This is a genomic window from Domibacillus sp. PGB-M46 (genome assembly GCF_022668875.1).
Classification (GTDB): domain Bacteria; phylum Bacillota; class Bacilli; order Bacillales; family Domibacillaceae; genus Domibacillus.
Genome location: NZ_JAKGCR010000018.1, coordinates 69,587 through 83,736, shown reverse-complemented (window position 1 = coordinate 83,736; position 14,150 = coordinate 69,587). Strand labels below are relative to the sequence as shown.

The 14,150-nt window shown below is 38.8% G+C and carries 10 protein-coding genes and 1 pseudogene; 9 read left to right on the top strand and 2 right to left on the bottom strand.

Annotated elements, in window-relative coordinates; all coding sequences use genetic code 11:
- Positions 1–113 precede the first annotated feature (113 nt).
- The gene (locus L2D08_RS17480; RefSeq protein WP_242235653.1) at positions 114–2,198 is read left to right on the top strand and encodes an Ig-like domain-containing protein; all 2,085 of its coding nucleotides are present in this window, start codon (positions 114–116) and stop codon (positions 2,196–2,198) included.
- Between the two features lie 555 nt (positions 2,199–2,753).
- On the opposite strand, the gene L2D08_RS17475 is transcribed toward L2D08_RS17480, so the two are convergent.
- Both L2D08_RS17475 and L2D08_RS17470 read right to left on the bottom strand, forming a co-directional pair.
- A complete protein-coding gene (locus tag L2D08_RS17475; protein ID WP_242235651.1) occupies positions 2,754–2,894 on the bottom strand; it encodes a YolD-like family protein in 141 nt (46 codons plus the stop codon).
- 128 nt (positions 2,895–3,022) lie between these two features.
- Complete coding sequence (locus L2D08_RS17470) at positions 3,023–5,572, bottom strand: leucine-rich repeat domain-containing protein (RefSeq protein ID WP_242235649.1); 2,550 nt, start codon at positions 5,570–5,572, stop codon at positions 3,023–3,025.
- Between the two features lie 538 nt (positions 5,573–6,110).
- On the opposite strand from L2D08_RS17470, the pseudogene L2D08_RS17465 reads away from it, so the two are divergent.
- The 8 genes and pseudogenes from L2D08_RS17465 to L2D08_RS17430 form a co-directional block, all read left to right on the top strand.
- Positions 6,111–6,506 (top strand): annotated as a pseudogene (locus L2D08_RS17465) (flagellin N-terminal helical domain-containing protein); the annotation flags it as partial.
- A gap of 66 nt (positions 6,507–6,572) precedes the next feature.
- A complete protein-coding gene (locus L2D08_RS17460; RefSeq protein ID WP_309241402.1) occupies positions 6,573–7,556 on the top strand; it encodes a flagellin in 984 nt (327 codons plus the stop codon).
- Between the two features lie 886 nt (positions 7,557–8,442).
- Positions 8,443–9,468 (top strand): Bug family tripartite tricarboxylate transporter substrate binding protein, encoded by a 1,026-nt coding sequence (locus tag L2D08_RS17455; RefSeq protein WP_242235647.1) that lies wholly within the window; start codon positions 8,443–8,445, stop codon positions 9,466–9,468.
- An 82-nt stretch (positions 9,469–9,550) separates the two neighbouring features.
- Positions 9,551–10,012 carry a tripartite tricarboxylate transporter TctB family protein gene (locus L2D08_RS17450; protein ID WP_242235646.1) on the top strand — a complete coding sequence of 154 codons (462 nt, stop codon included), beginning with the start codon at positions 9,551–9,553 and terminating at the stop codon, positions 10,010–10,012.
- A 10-nt stretch (positions 10,013–10,022) separates the two neighbouring features.
- Positions 10,023–11,549 carry a tripartite tricarboxylate transporter permease gene (locus L2D08_RS17445; protein WP_242235643.1) on the top strand — a complete coding sequence of 509 codons (1,527 nt, stop codon included), beginning with the start codon at positions 10,023–10,025 and terminating at the stop codon, positions 11,547–11,549.
- Between the two features lie 19 nt (positions 11,550–11,568).
- Positions 11,569–12,204, top strand: a complete 636-nt coding sequence (locus L2D08_RS17440) for an RraA family protein (protein WP_375337610.1) — start codon at positions 11,569–11,571, stop codon at positions 12,202–12,204.
- A 227-nt stretch (positions 12,205–12,431) separates the two neighbouring features.
- Complete coding sequence (locus L2D08_RS17435) at positions 12,432–12,599, top strand: hypothetical protein (protein ID WP_242235641.1); 168 nt, start codon at positions 12,432–12,434, stop codon at positions 12,597–12,599.
- 123 nt (positions 12,600–12,722) lie between these two features.
- Positions 12,723–14,027: a CitMHS family transporter gene (locus L2D08_RS17430; protein WP_242235640.1), complete on the top strand. Its 1,305-nt coding sequence runs from the start codon at positions 12,723–12,725 to the stop codon at positions 14,025–14,027.
- Positions 14,028–14,150: the final 123 nt, after the last annotated feature.

Below are 14,150 nucleotides of genomic sequence, written 5' to 3'. Positions count from 1 at the left end.
ACTAATATGTATATAACAATGGTAAAAAAGTATAAGCACCTATACTTGAAATGTAATAGTTACTTTCAAGTATCTATAAAATACCTTTTAGATTTGTGCGATGGAGGGATTATATGAAAAAGATTATTCGTCTATTTTTATTAGTTATGCTATTGCTTCCTTTTTCTACTTCAAATGAGTCGGTCTTTGCATATACAGATGACGAAACTGCTAAAAATTTAATAACTGAAGAGGTGTCTAACTCGGGACTAATGTCCAAAACAGGAATTACCGTAGGATCATACTCAATTCTAGGCACTCCCGATTTTTATACAGTTCGTTTCAGGGATACAGATGAAATTACAAATTGGTTAGTGTCTTTACACGCATCTAAGTTAATTCTTGAGGCGAGTATGGCAGGGGAGTCTCAAAAAACGTTTTGGGAAACCTTAGCCCCGCACCATCCAGTTGAGCATTTGCTAAAGTACGGCGCTCTTTCCCTGTATGAAGGAGATAATGGGTACGATTTAACAAATGCATCAATAATGCTTCCACTTGCTGATCAGTTAAAAAATATAGATCAAGATATAATTGAAGCTCTAGGAGAAGAATTCATTAGGCAAAAAATGCCTAGCCAAGAATTACTTTATAAAATTATTACTGGAAGCTATATGGAAATTGGAGAAGAGATTGGAAACTCTCTTAACATCGACTTTAACAGTTCAAATGAAATTCGTAATATCTTGGGCTTCATACTTGTTAAGTCGACTTGTCCTGATTATGAATGGAAGAACGGGATATTTTATTGTGAGGGTAATGAGTTTGCTAGAATGCATTTCACTGAGGTTGATGGAAAACAAAATGATATGGGCTTTATCCCCATAACCAATTTTGGTGCCCTTGATATACGATTTAATTCTGATCATAAATTCCCTGAAATAGGAAATGGAGCAGCGCCAGAATTTTCAGCAGATAATTTAAGATACTTTATTCTGGATGCTTATAATATACTGACAAACCGACAACCTGAAACGAAAATAAAAGCATATGTTCAAGAGGCAATGGAAGCTTATAAATTCAATAAATTTTTTCATGAATACGTGGATACTCATTTAACAGAGTATAAGGATAAGATTAAAATTAATAGCGAGTTAGGAAATAACGATCAGTTGTATAATAGTCAAACGGTCACCTTATATTATAAAGATACCATATTATTAAAGGAGGAAGTATTTCTAGCGCGTATTACTAAAATAAGCGAAGAAGATTGGGAGAAACATGAGCTTGATTCTTCGATTGGTCCTGATATTGTTGTTAAAAGAGGCAAATGGGTATATAAATGGACGGTCCCTGGTGAATATCCCTACCAGCTGTATAATCACCAAAGTACGGAGGCTCAGGAGTGGCTGGAAATATATAATGAGGTAGAAAAAATTATAGAAGAATCAGATGATTACGGAAAGGAAAAGGTGCTAGAGTGGGAGCCTAGGGACAATATTGCCTTTAATCACAACTGGACCATTAAATTTAATAATCAATTAGATGAAGCCACAATAAACAACGATAATATTTTTATTTTGCACAATCAGGAAAAAGTAAACGGCTTTAAAGTTTCTTTAAATGAGGATAAAAAATCAGTTAATATTGAACCACCTAAAGAAGGGTATATACCTGGAGAGACCTATTCTTTATATATTAGTACATCTGTTCACTCAGATACAAATAAAGACTTAAAGCAACCAGTTAAGATGGAATTTAAAATCGCAGAGTCGGATCAAAAAAGCTTAAACTATGTTTTAAAAAGACTACATGAAGGTTCTATAGAAATCAATTCATTAATTTTTAATCTAGGCGATCCTTATTTAAAAATAAAAAATTCGATTGATCACACGCCTTATGATTATTATTATCCTAACAATCAAACTCGGGGAATATCTGGGGCTTTTCATGAAGGATATGAGTATGCTTTTGAATTTAATCAGGAAGCACTTACAAATGTAACTGCTTATGTTCCCAACATAGTTATTCAAAATGAAAAAGAGTTGGAGCTAATATTAAATAAATATAAACCAGTAGATAAACAGGCTTATTTTAATCATTTAATTGAAACGAGAGTTTATCAAAAAGTGACTTACTATTTCTATGAAATAGGAGAATATAAATTGCGTATCAGTTATATAAACGATTCTAATCGAATATATTCTATTTCTATTCAGTAAAACTTGTCAAAGTTGAAGCACCTGAGGGAGGTTATGATCCAGGAAAAACGTATGTTATTTATGTAGATCGAGAAATTAAATCAGATTCAGGAAAAGTATTGAAACAGCCTGTAAAAATGGCGTTTACAATTACACCTTAAAAATTAAATTAGTCAAAGAAAGCACCTTTCGAAAAATGAAAGGTGTTTTTTTATGAAGAAAAAGTGATCGTACCTAGTCACAAATACTTTTTCGATATATCTTTAAAGTTTCCTTCGTTGATTACCTGTTCACCTGGCCGCGGCCAAGCACCGCAATATAAATGCACAACACTGTGCATCTGAGTGATGCCTACATGATCCGTCTCCTGAATTTCCTCCTGGCAAAAAGGACACAACATAACGATCTTCTCTTTTTTCTTCCACGTATAATCAGCGCCTTTACGGATAAGATAACAGGCAGCCTTTTAATCTGTAAAATCACGATAAATCAATCAGCATCTTTTCCACAGTAAGAGCCATCTGTAAGGTATAATCGGCCATTTTGAGGCTGAAGGGAAGTTACGACTCCTATTCATTATATATAAGAAAGACCAAATGTAGTCACCTGTAGCTCAATCATCCGCTGCTCATGGTAAGACTCCATTACAATTCGTTGTATTTCTTCCAGTGCCTGTTCATCCAAATAAAGAGGGGCGCTTCTTTTTCTTCTTTTCATTTTAATTCAGGACACAGTTTAGTAGGATTGGATTAGTAAATAAAATGTAAAAGATTGTGCTACTATCTAGATTTATATATAAAAAAGAACCGTCTAAATAAGACGATTCTTTAAAAGGAAGAAGCTAATTAATAAAATACAATAACTCCTCTTTCTTTAAGGTCATTTATAATTTCTAGTGCGGTTTGATCCAAGGGATTTTGTTCTAAATAAAGGTATTTCAAATTCCATAAACCTTCTAATGCATTAATATCTGATATTTGATTTCGATTTAATAAAAGTTGCTCTATTTTCTTTAAGTTTTTCAGTGAATTAGTATTGGTAACCTGTGAGTGAACCAAAGTAAGGCTTTGTAAATTTGTTAAGTTCGCCAACGCGTCAATATTTTTGATTTGTGGTCCAAATAAAGTCAAGTCCGTTAAATTGGTTAAACTAGCCAAAGGATTAAGATCTGCTACGTAATTTCCGAACAAGTCAAGCTCCGTCAGATTTTTTAAGTTTGCTAGTGCCTCGACATTTGAAATTAAGTTTTCCCTTAAATCGAGATTTGTCAAATTTGTTAAGCCAGCCAAGGCGCTAATATCAGAAATTTGGTTTCTGGATAAATAAAGCTCTTTTAAATTGTGTAAGCTCGCCAACGCGCTGATGTCTAAGGGTCCAGAATGATACAAATCGAGTATCTTTAAATTTTTTGCAAATTCTAATCCTTTTAAATCGGTAATATCTGCATAGCGTGCCTCCAATTCCTCTATCTCCAACATATCTTCTTTTGTGATGTCCCCAGTTGGCTTCGACAGCTTTTCTCGGATAAGAGCTTCAAGATTTGGATCAGGAAAAGTGACGATAGGAGAATCTTTTTCAAGGACATGAATAGCCAGCGAAGCGGATTTTGTTATATCTCCGTATTTGTATGTTGCTTCAATGGTTGCTTTCTTATTGTTTAGGCCTGGTTTTACTCGTATCTCTCCGATTGGTGAAACCGTTACGTCTTCGTCACTTGATGAAAATGTAACGTCTCTTGTAACGTCTCTCCTGTCTGAAGCACTTTTGGTTAAATTAAAAATATCAGCGAAGACTTGTGTTTTTTTTGTCTCTCCACTTTCAATTTCCATAGTATCTGCCTCGAATGCAAGCGATTGGAGAAAATTACAATTATTAAGTTCAAATAGTTTAAGCTTAAAACCTGCTATATTTTTCTTCCATATTGTTAATTTGTCCCACTGTAGCTTGAAATAAAAGTCATCGAAAAAACCAGTTTCACCAGCAGCACACCACCCTAAATTCGTCATTTCCTCGTCCAAATTGGAGTAGACAGATCCTGTGATTGCACTGGCATTACTGTAAACACCAAAGTCGTTAGATAGACTCGCGAATTTTACTAAAAGATAAGAAGCACTAAGAGAAGCCCTTATGCCGTACTTTAATTCAAGAGTAAAAGATCCTTTAGTAGAGAAATCTATTTTCTCAGTTTCAAAAGAGTGGATTGGTTTAATATCATTATTATCTTTAATGACACCCACTTCAACTTTTGCAGTATTGGCCATTGTAGCATTTACACTACCGATACCTCCTACTATAACAACTGTGCTGATTGAGCCATCCAGTGTTAGCCCCGGTAATTGTGGAATTGGTACCTTTAACTTTCCCATTGGTAAACTTATCTCTTCAAACGTCTTTACAGGAATCGCTCCACCACCTTCGAGTTCAAGTGTCAACTTAGAAACAACGGTGGTCTCTAATGTAAAAGAAAAATTGTCTTTATTAATTCCTGTAAAATCCATTTTGAAATCTGGATTTAATATTGGATTTTGAAGTTCAATAGACCCGTTTAAGAATAACAATTGACCTTCAAGCGTAATAGGAAAGTCATTGAATGAATATTCAAGACCACTGACCGGGTCACCGCTCGCTTGGCTTTGTCGTGTAAAATCCTTTACGGTTATTTGTTTTGGCAGAGAGTCTTTTTCAATAAACTCAGATGTGACAGGTATAGAATCAGTAAATTCAAAAAGGTCTACCATATCTTCTAAATATGGAACAGAAGTAGTGACAATTAACTTTCCATTTTTTTCTTCAACATTCTCTACTTTACGAGCTAGTCCTTCGGGATATTCTTCATTTGGTTCAATAGTGATTACATCTCCTGACTGCACCAAAGTGTTTTCTTTTAGCTCCAGTGTCCCGCCATTTTCGCCAGGATTTGTTGCTATTAGACCAGAAGATTCCAAAATAGAATTTAAAGCAATCTTATTTATGTCTGGGCTTTCTTCAATATTTGCTATGCGTTCTCCAGCAACCATAAAAGTTTTTGTTACAGGGGTAGGCAACGTACGGCCTTTTGAATTTTTTACATTTTTTATATGTAATGTGTAGATGTTACTTGGTATGTAACCTCCTGTAGGTGGTTGCACGACTATCTGGTTTTCACTATCTCCTAAAGAAACTTCTGTGTCTATTTTTATTTTATTTTCGTCTTCTACATAAACTGTTGTGCTGTTTACACTATCAGGATCAAGGAACGAATTAAAAGTAACAGTCCATACTTTGTCGGTTACTATTCCGGCTGAGTTCTCAAATTCTGTTGTCTTTAGTTCTTCAGCCCTCACTTCACTAGAGACATACGGTAAATAATAACTCATTAAAAAAATACAGATAAAAAAAACTATCTTTTGTTTCATTTTATAACTCCTTCTTTAAAAATTACATCAATCCATATAGTATCATTGACCTATGAACATATACTACATATTTTTTTGAAAAGCTAAATTTTTCTATAGATCATATATTTTGAGAGGATTCCGGAACAATTGCGGAGAAGAAGAGAAGGTTTGGTGAAAAGTAAAAACAGAGTCATTTTACATATACCGAATAGGGAAGTCCAAACGTGTTCAGCGTAAGTTTCTATTTGTTCAGAAAAGAGTAACCCTCATCATTTCAGTATGCCGCGATCTTCATATAATTTCTTCACTAAGATCACTCCTTATAATAGGAATGTACGTTCTTGTTTGGTTATTGGTGATTGGAATAAATCATATTAGTAAATGTAAAAGAAAAAATAGTTGCAGAATTAATTTTCGGGAAAAAATTTTCTGTAGGTCTTTAAAGTGGAAGTATTTAGTCGATGTTATATAAAGGAGTGTATTGACACCAATTTACGAGGGGTGAAAAGGCTTTTCAACCGATAAAAGAATAGGCGACTTTAAGGAGACGTGACAAGTGAGAATCAACCATAACATTCAAGTATTAAATTCATATAGAAATTTATCTGCAAACCAAACTAGCTTATCAAAAACACTAGAAAAGCTGTTTTCAGGGCTGCGTATTAATCGGGCTGCTGATGATGCAGCTGGTTTAACGATCTCACAAAAAATGAGAGGGCAGATTAGAGGATTAGATCAAGCAGCACGGAACATACTTGATGGGATTTCTTTAGTGTAGACAGCTGAAGGCGGCCTAGCTAATATTCAAGAAATGTTACAGCGTGCGAGGGAGCTGACTGTTCAGGCTGCAAACGGGACATTGACTATGCAGGATCGTGAATCGATTCAAATGGAAATTGATGAAATAAAAAAGGGAATTGATTCGATTGCCAATGAGACACAATTTAATTCCATTGAATTGCTACGGCCTCCCAAGCTGACAGCACCTCCTTCACCGGGTGAAATAGGCGATCAGCCAGTGGATATCGTCTTTTTTATTGATGATTCGGGGACTATGCAGGAAGAGATCGATGAGGTAGTGGAAGGTATTTCAGACTTTGTTAGTGGCCTGTCCCAGTATGGTGATGTAAAAGTGGCAACAGTAAGTACAGTTCATTCAGGAAGGACGCTTCCTTTAACATCGGATGTAGCGGTGATTCAAGAACATTTAAAAGAAAATCATCAAGCAATGGACGGAACGAATTATGCTTATCAAAGGATGACTACATATACACTGAATGGTTCGCAAGCAAGTGAAATCGAATATCGAAACGATTCTAAGAAGATATTTGTTTTGTTGACGGATACTTCTGATGAAGGGTCAGTTCAAACTGAACCGGAAGTCAAACAAACATTAGAGGATAATGATATTTATTCATATGTTTTTGGGATAGATATCTCTATCGGATCATCTACTAATACTTTTAGTTATTCCGATCGGTATGATGATTTTGCGAATGAAATTTTTATTCCGGCTTCTTCAGATGAAATCGCCAGCAACATTTCTCCTGGCCTTGTCGATAAGATAGTGGAAGATGCAGGATTGGGAGGGGAGCAAGAATTAGTATTTGAGCCGGTCATTCTTCAGGTGGGACCAAACAGTGGTGATCAATTCACGATACATTTATTTGATGCACGGACACAAAATCTTCAAATTGATGATGTCTCTGTAACCTCGGAGGGAAAAATTGGTGAAGCCCTGGGAAAGTGGGATCAGGCCTTGAATACAATTCAATCTGAGCGAAGCAAGTTTGGGGCTTATCAAAATGCATTGGAATATGTTCATACAAACGTTTCAAATTCCGGTGAAAATGCTACAGCCTCTGAATCACGTATATCAGATGCAGATATGGCATTAGAGATGACGGAATTTACGAAACGGAATATTCTAATACAATCCGGGCAAGCAATGCTGGCACAATCGAATCAATTACCTCAAGGTATACTGGAATTGTTGAAATAGAGACTAAGGCTAGAGTAGTCTTCGCAGAGTTGCTTGAGTGATGACCAAAATTTTGTCCAAGCAATGACCAAAATTTTTGGTTATAAGATTCTTTAAAATAATGAGGAGTTTTAAGCAGCTGTTGGTATAGAGGGATTTTGAAGATAAGATTGTTTAAGAATTTATGGCAGTATGTGTTCCGCACACAAGTACACCCTTGGAAGTGCGAATAGTACATCTAAATATACTAAGATGAACAACCCCTTAAGTATTGACTTTAAGGGATTGTTTTGTTTTTAAAAAAACTAGCTTCTTTTTATCATAAAGTCGCGATAAATCAAGCAATTACCATCTGCAAATTCGATTCTAAAAACGTTTTTTATACAGAATAAAAAAAGAGTCCATGTAAGGACCCTTTTTTTAGAGCGCCTGTCCTGAGTTTAAATGTCCCCCACACGTTCCCCCAGAATAATGGGGGAGGATACAGAAAACCACAAAGCACAAGTTAAGTCAGAATTCTAATGAACCTTGATATAGCAATGTTTTTCGGCTCTTTCTTAGATATTTTACAAGCCATAATAAATTAGAATATGTAATCATGAATTATCACTATTTTTCAAAGGATTTATGAATCGAGTACACTTTAATCAGAGAAAACAAATCTTCATTTGCAAAAAAAATGAAAGCGTTATCTCGATAATTGAAGGGAGGTTTGTTCTACGCTACGATCCCCAATAGAGATCGATTGAAAGAATAGTCAGGTGAGCCTGGCTCTCTTCAAAACTTAAGAGAGAAAGAAGTGTACCGGGGGAGGAATGAGCGTTTCAAATCAAGTCCATCGCTTTTAGAAACAGAATAAAAGAACCGAAAAGATTTACTGATTATTCTGATAGACAGGGGGATTTTGATGAAAAAGTTGATGGTACCTATTCTAGCTGCGGCTTTAACGCTGGGAACGGCCGCCTGCAGTAATAGTGGAGGAGAAAAAGCTGCCGGTGGTCAGGGCGGATCAGGCAGCAGCTATCCGGAAAAAGCGATAAGCTTTTCTGTTCCATCCGGTGCAGGAGGCGGGCTTGATACAACAGGAAGGGCGCTGGGCAACCTTTTTTCTTCTGAAGGAATTGTAGACAGTACCATTACCGTTGAAAATAATCCGGGCGGCGGACAGGTTGTCGGCACAGTTGATTTTGCCAATAAAGACAAAGGGAATGACTACCGGCTGCTCATTGCATCTACACCCTTTATTTTGAATCACATTAAGAAAGAAGGAAACAGCCCGGTGTCTTTCCGGGACATTACGCCGATTGCCCGGCTGGTGACAGAATACGATGTACTGGCAGTCCCGGCAGATTCTAAATATGACACATTGGAGGCTTTATTTGCGGACTTGAAAAAAGATCCAAAGTCTATTTCATTTGCGGGCGGTTCTGGTCCGGGCTCTTTTGACCACTTAAATGCCATTTATCCGGCCATGAAAGCCGGCGTAGATGTCAAAGCGCTTAAGTATATTTCCTTTGATGGCGGTGGAGAGGCGCTTACTTCTCTGCTTGGCGGAAACGCTGACGTTATTTCTTCTGATGTCTCTTCTGTAAATGAGTATGTAAAAGCCGATAAAGTGAAAATTTTAGGCATTTCCGCTCCTGAACGCCTGGAAGGAGAATTTGCAGAGATTCCAACGTACAAAGAGCAGGGCATAGACGCAGAATTAACCAACTGGCGCGGTATTTACGGGCCGGCTGATATGTCAGAAGATGCGAAAGCCTACTGGGAAGAAAAAGTAGCCCAGCTAGTAGATACAGAAGCCTGGAAGAAAGAACTTGAAAAGCAGGGCTGGCAGGATGGCTATATGGCATCGGAGGACTTTATCAAGCTGATGGAAGAAGAAGAAGCGATGTATAAAGAGATTTACGAAGATCTCGGCATGGCAAAATAATGTTCCTCAAACAGGAGAAAAGCAGCGGCATGATATTTCTTGATGAGCTGCTGCTTTTTTCCGAGGCAGGGAGGGGAAAACAATGAGCAAAACATTTGACCGCTATACAGGCATTTTGTTTTTGGCGATCGGCGCCATGTTTGTAGTTGAAAGCTTTAAACTTTCTCAAAGTGCCTATGGCAGTGAAATTGGTCCGAATATTTTTCCGATGTCTTTAGGCATTGCCCTAATCTTGCTGAGCATTCGTCTTGTTTATGAAACGTTTCGCTACACAGAAGTGAAAAATAGCGGTACGAAACTGGATTATAAGCGGTTTGGCATTATCCTGGCTGCGGCTATTTTATATGCCGCACTTTTAGAAACACTTGGATATGTGATCACTACTTTCTTGTTTTTGCTCATTGGTTTCCAGACGATGCAGAGAGGAAAGGTTTGGGTATCTGTTTTGATTGCCGGAGTATTCTCACTAGGCGTTTACTATTTGTTTGTTGTACTTCTGCAAGGTTCACTGCCGCCATTTCCATCATGGATGAGTTTCAGTTAGGAGGGGTTAGATGGGCACGCTGGATTACTTACTGCAGGGTTTTGCAACAGCCCTGCAATGGCATAATCTTTTATTCGCTTTTTTCGGAGTGTTGATTGGAACGGCTGTTGGCGTTCTTCCTGGGATTGGCCCGATGAGCGGAATCGCTCTTTTAATGCCGATTACCGCATCCATTACAAGCGGACTTCCTGCTGAAGCAGCAGCCACAAGCTCTATTATTTTACTGGCCGGCGTGTACTACGGCGCCATGTATGGCGGTTCTACTACATCTATTCTCTTGAACACGCCAGGTGAATCATCCTCGGTTGTCACGACACTTGATGGGCATCAAATGGCTAAAAACGGCCGGGCGGGAATCGCTTTGGCTATTTGTGCAATCGGCTCTTTTGCTGCCGGATTAATCGCTTTGATCGGTCTGATTTTGCTGGCTAATCCGCTGGCCAGTATTGCGTTAAAATTTGGCCCGGCTGAATATACGTCTCTTATGCTGCTTGGCCTCCTGGCTGTAAGCGGCCTTGGCGGTAAATCTATAACGAAAGCTCTGATGATGACTGTCTTCGGCCTGCTTCTGGCGACAATTGGCATCGACTCTGTATCGGGTGTGACCCGTTTTACATATGACATGCCGGTTCTTTATTCTGGATTAGAATTCTTAACGATCGCAGTTGGTCTTTTTGCGGTAGGAGAAGTGTTTAAAGCCATTTTAGAGCGAGAAAGTAATGATGGTGAAATCGCCAAAATTACGCGGATCATCCCGACTAAACAGGATTTAAAAGACAGCTCTCTTCCGATTGCACGGGGATCGGTTTTAGGATTTTTCATCGGCGTTCTGCCTGGTGCAGGAGCCACTCTTGCTTCATTCTTTTCTTACATTATGGAAAAGAAATTAAGCAAAAATCCTAAGAAGTTCGGGACAGGTGCCATTGAAGGAGTAGCGGCCCCGGAATCTGCAAACAATGCAGCGGCCGGAGGGGCCATTGTTCCCCTGCTCACGCTCGGTATTCCAGGATCCGGTTCCACAGCGATTTTAATGAGTGCGTTTATTATGTTTAATATTACCCCGGGCCCGCTTCTTTTTGAAGAACACCCGGATGTTGCCTGGGGATTGATTGCCAGCATGTTTGTCGGAAATGCGATTCTGCTAATCTTAAATCTGCCTATGGTCAAAGTGTTTGCCAAAGTAGTCGAAACACCTGCCAAATATTTGATTCCGTTAATCATCGGCTTTTCTTTCTTTGGCGTTTACGCAGTCCAGTTTTCTGTTTTTGATTTAGGCCTGCTGATTGCCTGCGGAGTATCCGGCTATTTTCTTTCAAAAAATGACTTTCCGATTGCCCCTCTTGTACTGGGATTGGTATTAGGGCCGATGATTGAAAATAATTTACGGAGAGCGCTGACGCTGTCTAATGGCGATGTGATGATTTTCTTCCAAAAACCGCTTTCCCTGGCTTTTATTATTGTCGGGATTTTATGGATTTTAACTCCTCTGTTTTTAAAACTGAGAGGGAAGAAATTGATTTTAAATGAAGAAGGATAAATAAAGGAGAGAGAGACAAATGACTGTTGAAAACCAAGTGAAAATGAATATTGTGGAGCAATTTGAGGACATCCCAACAACTTGTATTTCAGATGCACTGCAGGGGATGAACAATTTATCATCAGCGATTCAGCCGCTTAAAGAAGAGTACCGTGTTGCCGGGCGGGCTTTTACAGTGAAAATGCCGGTTGGGGATAATTTAGTCGTACTGAAAGCCATCAGAGAAGCAAAACCAGGTGATGTTTTAGTGATTGATGCAAAAGGAGACACATATAGGGCGATAGCAGGCGACTTTATTGTCGGGATGGCGCAGACACTTGGCATTAAAGGCATCATCGTAGATGGCGTAATTCGGGATGTAGTCGGCATCAAAGAATTAAATTACCCCGTTTTCTGCAAAGGGACAACCATTGCTGCAAGCGGAAAAGCAGGGCAGGGAGAAATCAATGTGCCGATTTCCTGCGGCGGTGTAACGATTCAGCCAGGTGATATTATTGTGGGAGACGCGGATGGCGTCACTGTTATTCCACAGGAAGCAGAAGAAGAAGTGTTAAAACAATCGATAGAAAAAGCAGACAAAGATATTAAACGAGCTCAAAAAGTATCAGGCAACAGAGAAGAAATTCTTGCGTATTTAGATCGCTTCTTATCATAAGAAAACAGGCCGAAACTGGCCTGTTTTTCTTTTTAATGACAGAACAGCCTGCTGCATGTGTGTCAATATTTTTATGATTAGCTGTTTCACCTTAAAAATAAGAAAATGACTGTCTTTGTAAAACGTCGTTTTACAGAATGGCATGAAGGGATTAAATAATGAGGCGGTCAGAATGGGTTAAAACGCCGGAATAAACTATGATCAATGGAAATTGGTGATGCTTCACTATGAAAAATCGCTATTTTTACAGAGAAGCGCCATTCAGTATGATAGAAACAAGCCTGCTTGATGCAAAAACAAAAGAGGAAAAGGGGGCAAAAACGAACAAAAACGTCACAAAAGAAGGTGGAAAATGGTACATAGAGCTGGAATCATCCAGTTTCAAGTTCAGATGAAGCAGCCATTTAACAGAATAAAAGACTTGCAAACAATGAATGAAGGGTCAAGGGCAGCTTGTTTCAAAGCAGGATGGTGTGCAAGTTGTTGTAAGCGTATACAAAGATAATAGGAGGGATTGGATGGTTTCGTTATTGGGTTTTGTTATGATGCTGGTGTTTATTATTTTGATCGTTACTCGAAAGATGTCAGCTTTACTCGCTTTAATTGTGGTGCCTTTGTTTTTTGCGATCATTGGCGGTTTCGGAAAAGAATTGGGCCCCATGATACTGGAAGGGCTTAGCGGGGTAGCGCCGACAGGGATTATGCTCATGTTTGCGGTTATGTATTTTGGCATTATGATAGATGCCGGCTTGTTTGAACCGCTTATCAAGAAAATATTAGCCATCGTTAAAGGAGATCCTTTAAAAATTGTCATCGGAACAGCGGTTCTTTCTGCCCTTGTTGCCTTTGACGGTGATGGGACAACTACTTATATTATAACCGTTTCAGCGATGCTGCCTCTTTATACGTACCTTGGGATGAACCCGCTTATTTTAACCTGTGTATCCATGATGGCTTTTGGGGTGATGAATATGCTGCCGTGGGGAGGGCCAACGGCAAGAGCTGTAAGCGCATTAAATTTAGATGCGAATGATGTGTTTCTTCCTCTTGTTCCAATCATGGCGGCAGGTTTGGGTTGGGTGTTTTTTACAGCATATGTGCTGGGGAAAAAAGAACGCACCAGACTTGGAATCCTGGATTTGGATATGTCGAAGCTTCCGCTGCAGTTTCAGGAGGAAGCAGCTACTGTAGTAGATTCAGAGTTAAAACGGCCCAAGCTAATCTGGTTTAATTTTCTTCTTACGCTGTCGTTAATCACAGCGCTGGTTATAGGGATTCTTCCTCTGCCTGTTCTGTTTCTAATTGGGTTTGCTTTGGCACTGTTAGTAAATTATCCAAACCTTGAAATTCAAAAAAAAGTATTGGCTTCTCATTCTGACAGTGTCCTAATTGTAGTTGCGTTAATTTTTGCTTCAGGCGTTTTCACAGGTATTCTTTCTGGGACGCATATGGTGGATGAAATGGCGAACAGCCTCATATCCATTATCCCTGAAGAACTTGGCTCGTCTTTCGCTTTAATAACTGCGATCACCAGTATGCCTTTAACATATGTCATGGCAAATGATCCATATTATTTTGGTGTAGTACCTATTATTGCGCAAACCGCGGCAGCGTACGGGGTGGAACCGGTTGAAATTGCCAGAGCATCCGTGCTCGGCCAGCCGCTTCACGCCATGAGCCCGCTTATTGCTTCCACTCATCTGTTAGTCGGAATGGCAAAAGTAGATTTTGGAGAGCACCAGAAATTTATTTTAAAGTGGGCAGTCGGAACTTGTGTGGTCATGATTATTGCAGCACTATTAACAGGGGCAATTTCTATGTAAATACCCGGTTGCTGCTACTTTTGTTCACATAAAAAACAGGCCAGTTTCTCTGGCCTGTTCAGAGTGTAGACAAACCCTGTTTTCGAAAAGAACTTCTACGAAAATGGGGATTTCTTCTTTTTG

Excerpts from the sequence above, each read along its gene's own strand:
- L2D08_RS17455 (WP_242235647.1), top strand. The coding sequence starts at position 8,443 with ATGAAAAAGTTGATGGTACCTATTCTAGCTGCGGCTTTAACGCTGGGA.
- L2D08_RS17435 (WP_242235641.1), top strand. The coding sequence starts at position 12,432 with ATGAAAAATCGCTATTTTTACAGAGAAGCGCCATTCAGTATGATAGAA.
- L2D08_RS17475 (WP_242235651.1), bottom strand. The coding sequence starts at position 2,894 with ATGAAAAGAAGAAAAAGAAGCGCCCCTCTTTATTTGGATGAACAGGCA.
- L2D08_RS17450 (WP_242235646.1), top strand. The coding sequence starts at position 9,551 with ATGAGCAAAACATTTGACCGCTATACAGGCATTTTGTTTTTGGCGATC.
- L2D08_RS17445 (WP_242235643.1), top strand. The coding sequence starts at position 10,023 with ATGGGCACGCTGGATTACTTACTGCAGGGTTTTGCAACAGCCCTGCAA.
- L2D08_RS17480 (WP_242235653.1), top strand. The coding sequence starts at position 114 with ATGAAAAAGATTATTCGTCTATTTTTATTAGTTATGCTATTGCTTCCT.
- L2D08_RS17440 (WP_375337610.1), top strand. The coding sequence starts at position 11,569 with ATGACTGTTGAAAACCAAGTGAAAATGAATATTGTGGAGCAATTTGAG.
- L2D08_RS17430 (WP_242235640.1), top strand. The coding sequence starts at position 12,723 with ATGGTTTCGTTATTGGGTTTTGTTATGATGCTGGTGTTTATTATTTTG.
- L2D08_RS17470 (WP_242235649.1), bottom strand. The coding sequence starts at position 5,572 with ATGAAACAAAAGATAGTTTTTTTTATCTGTATTTTTTTAATGAGTTAT.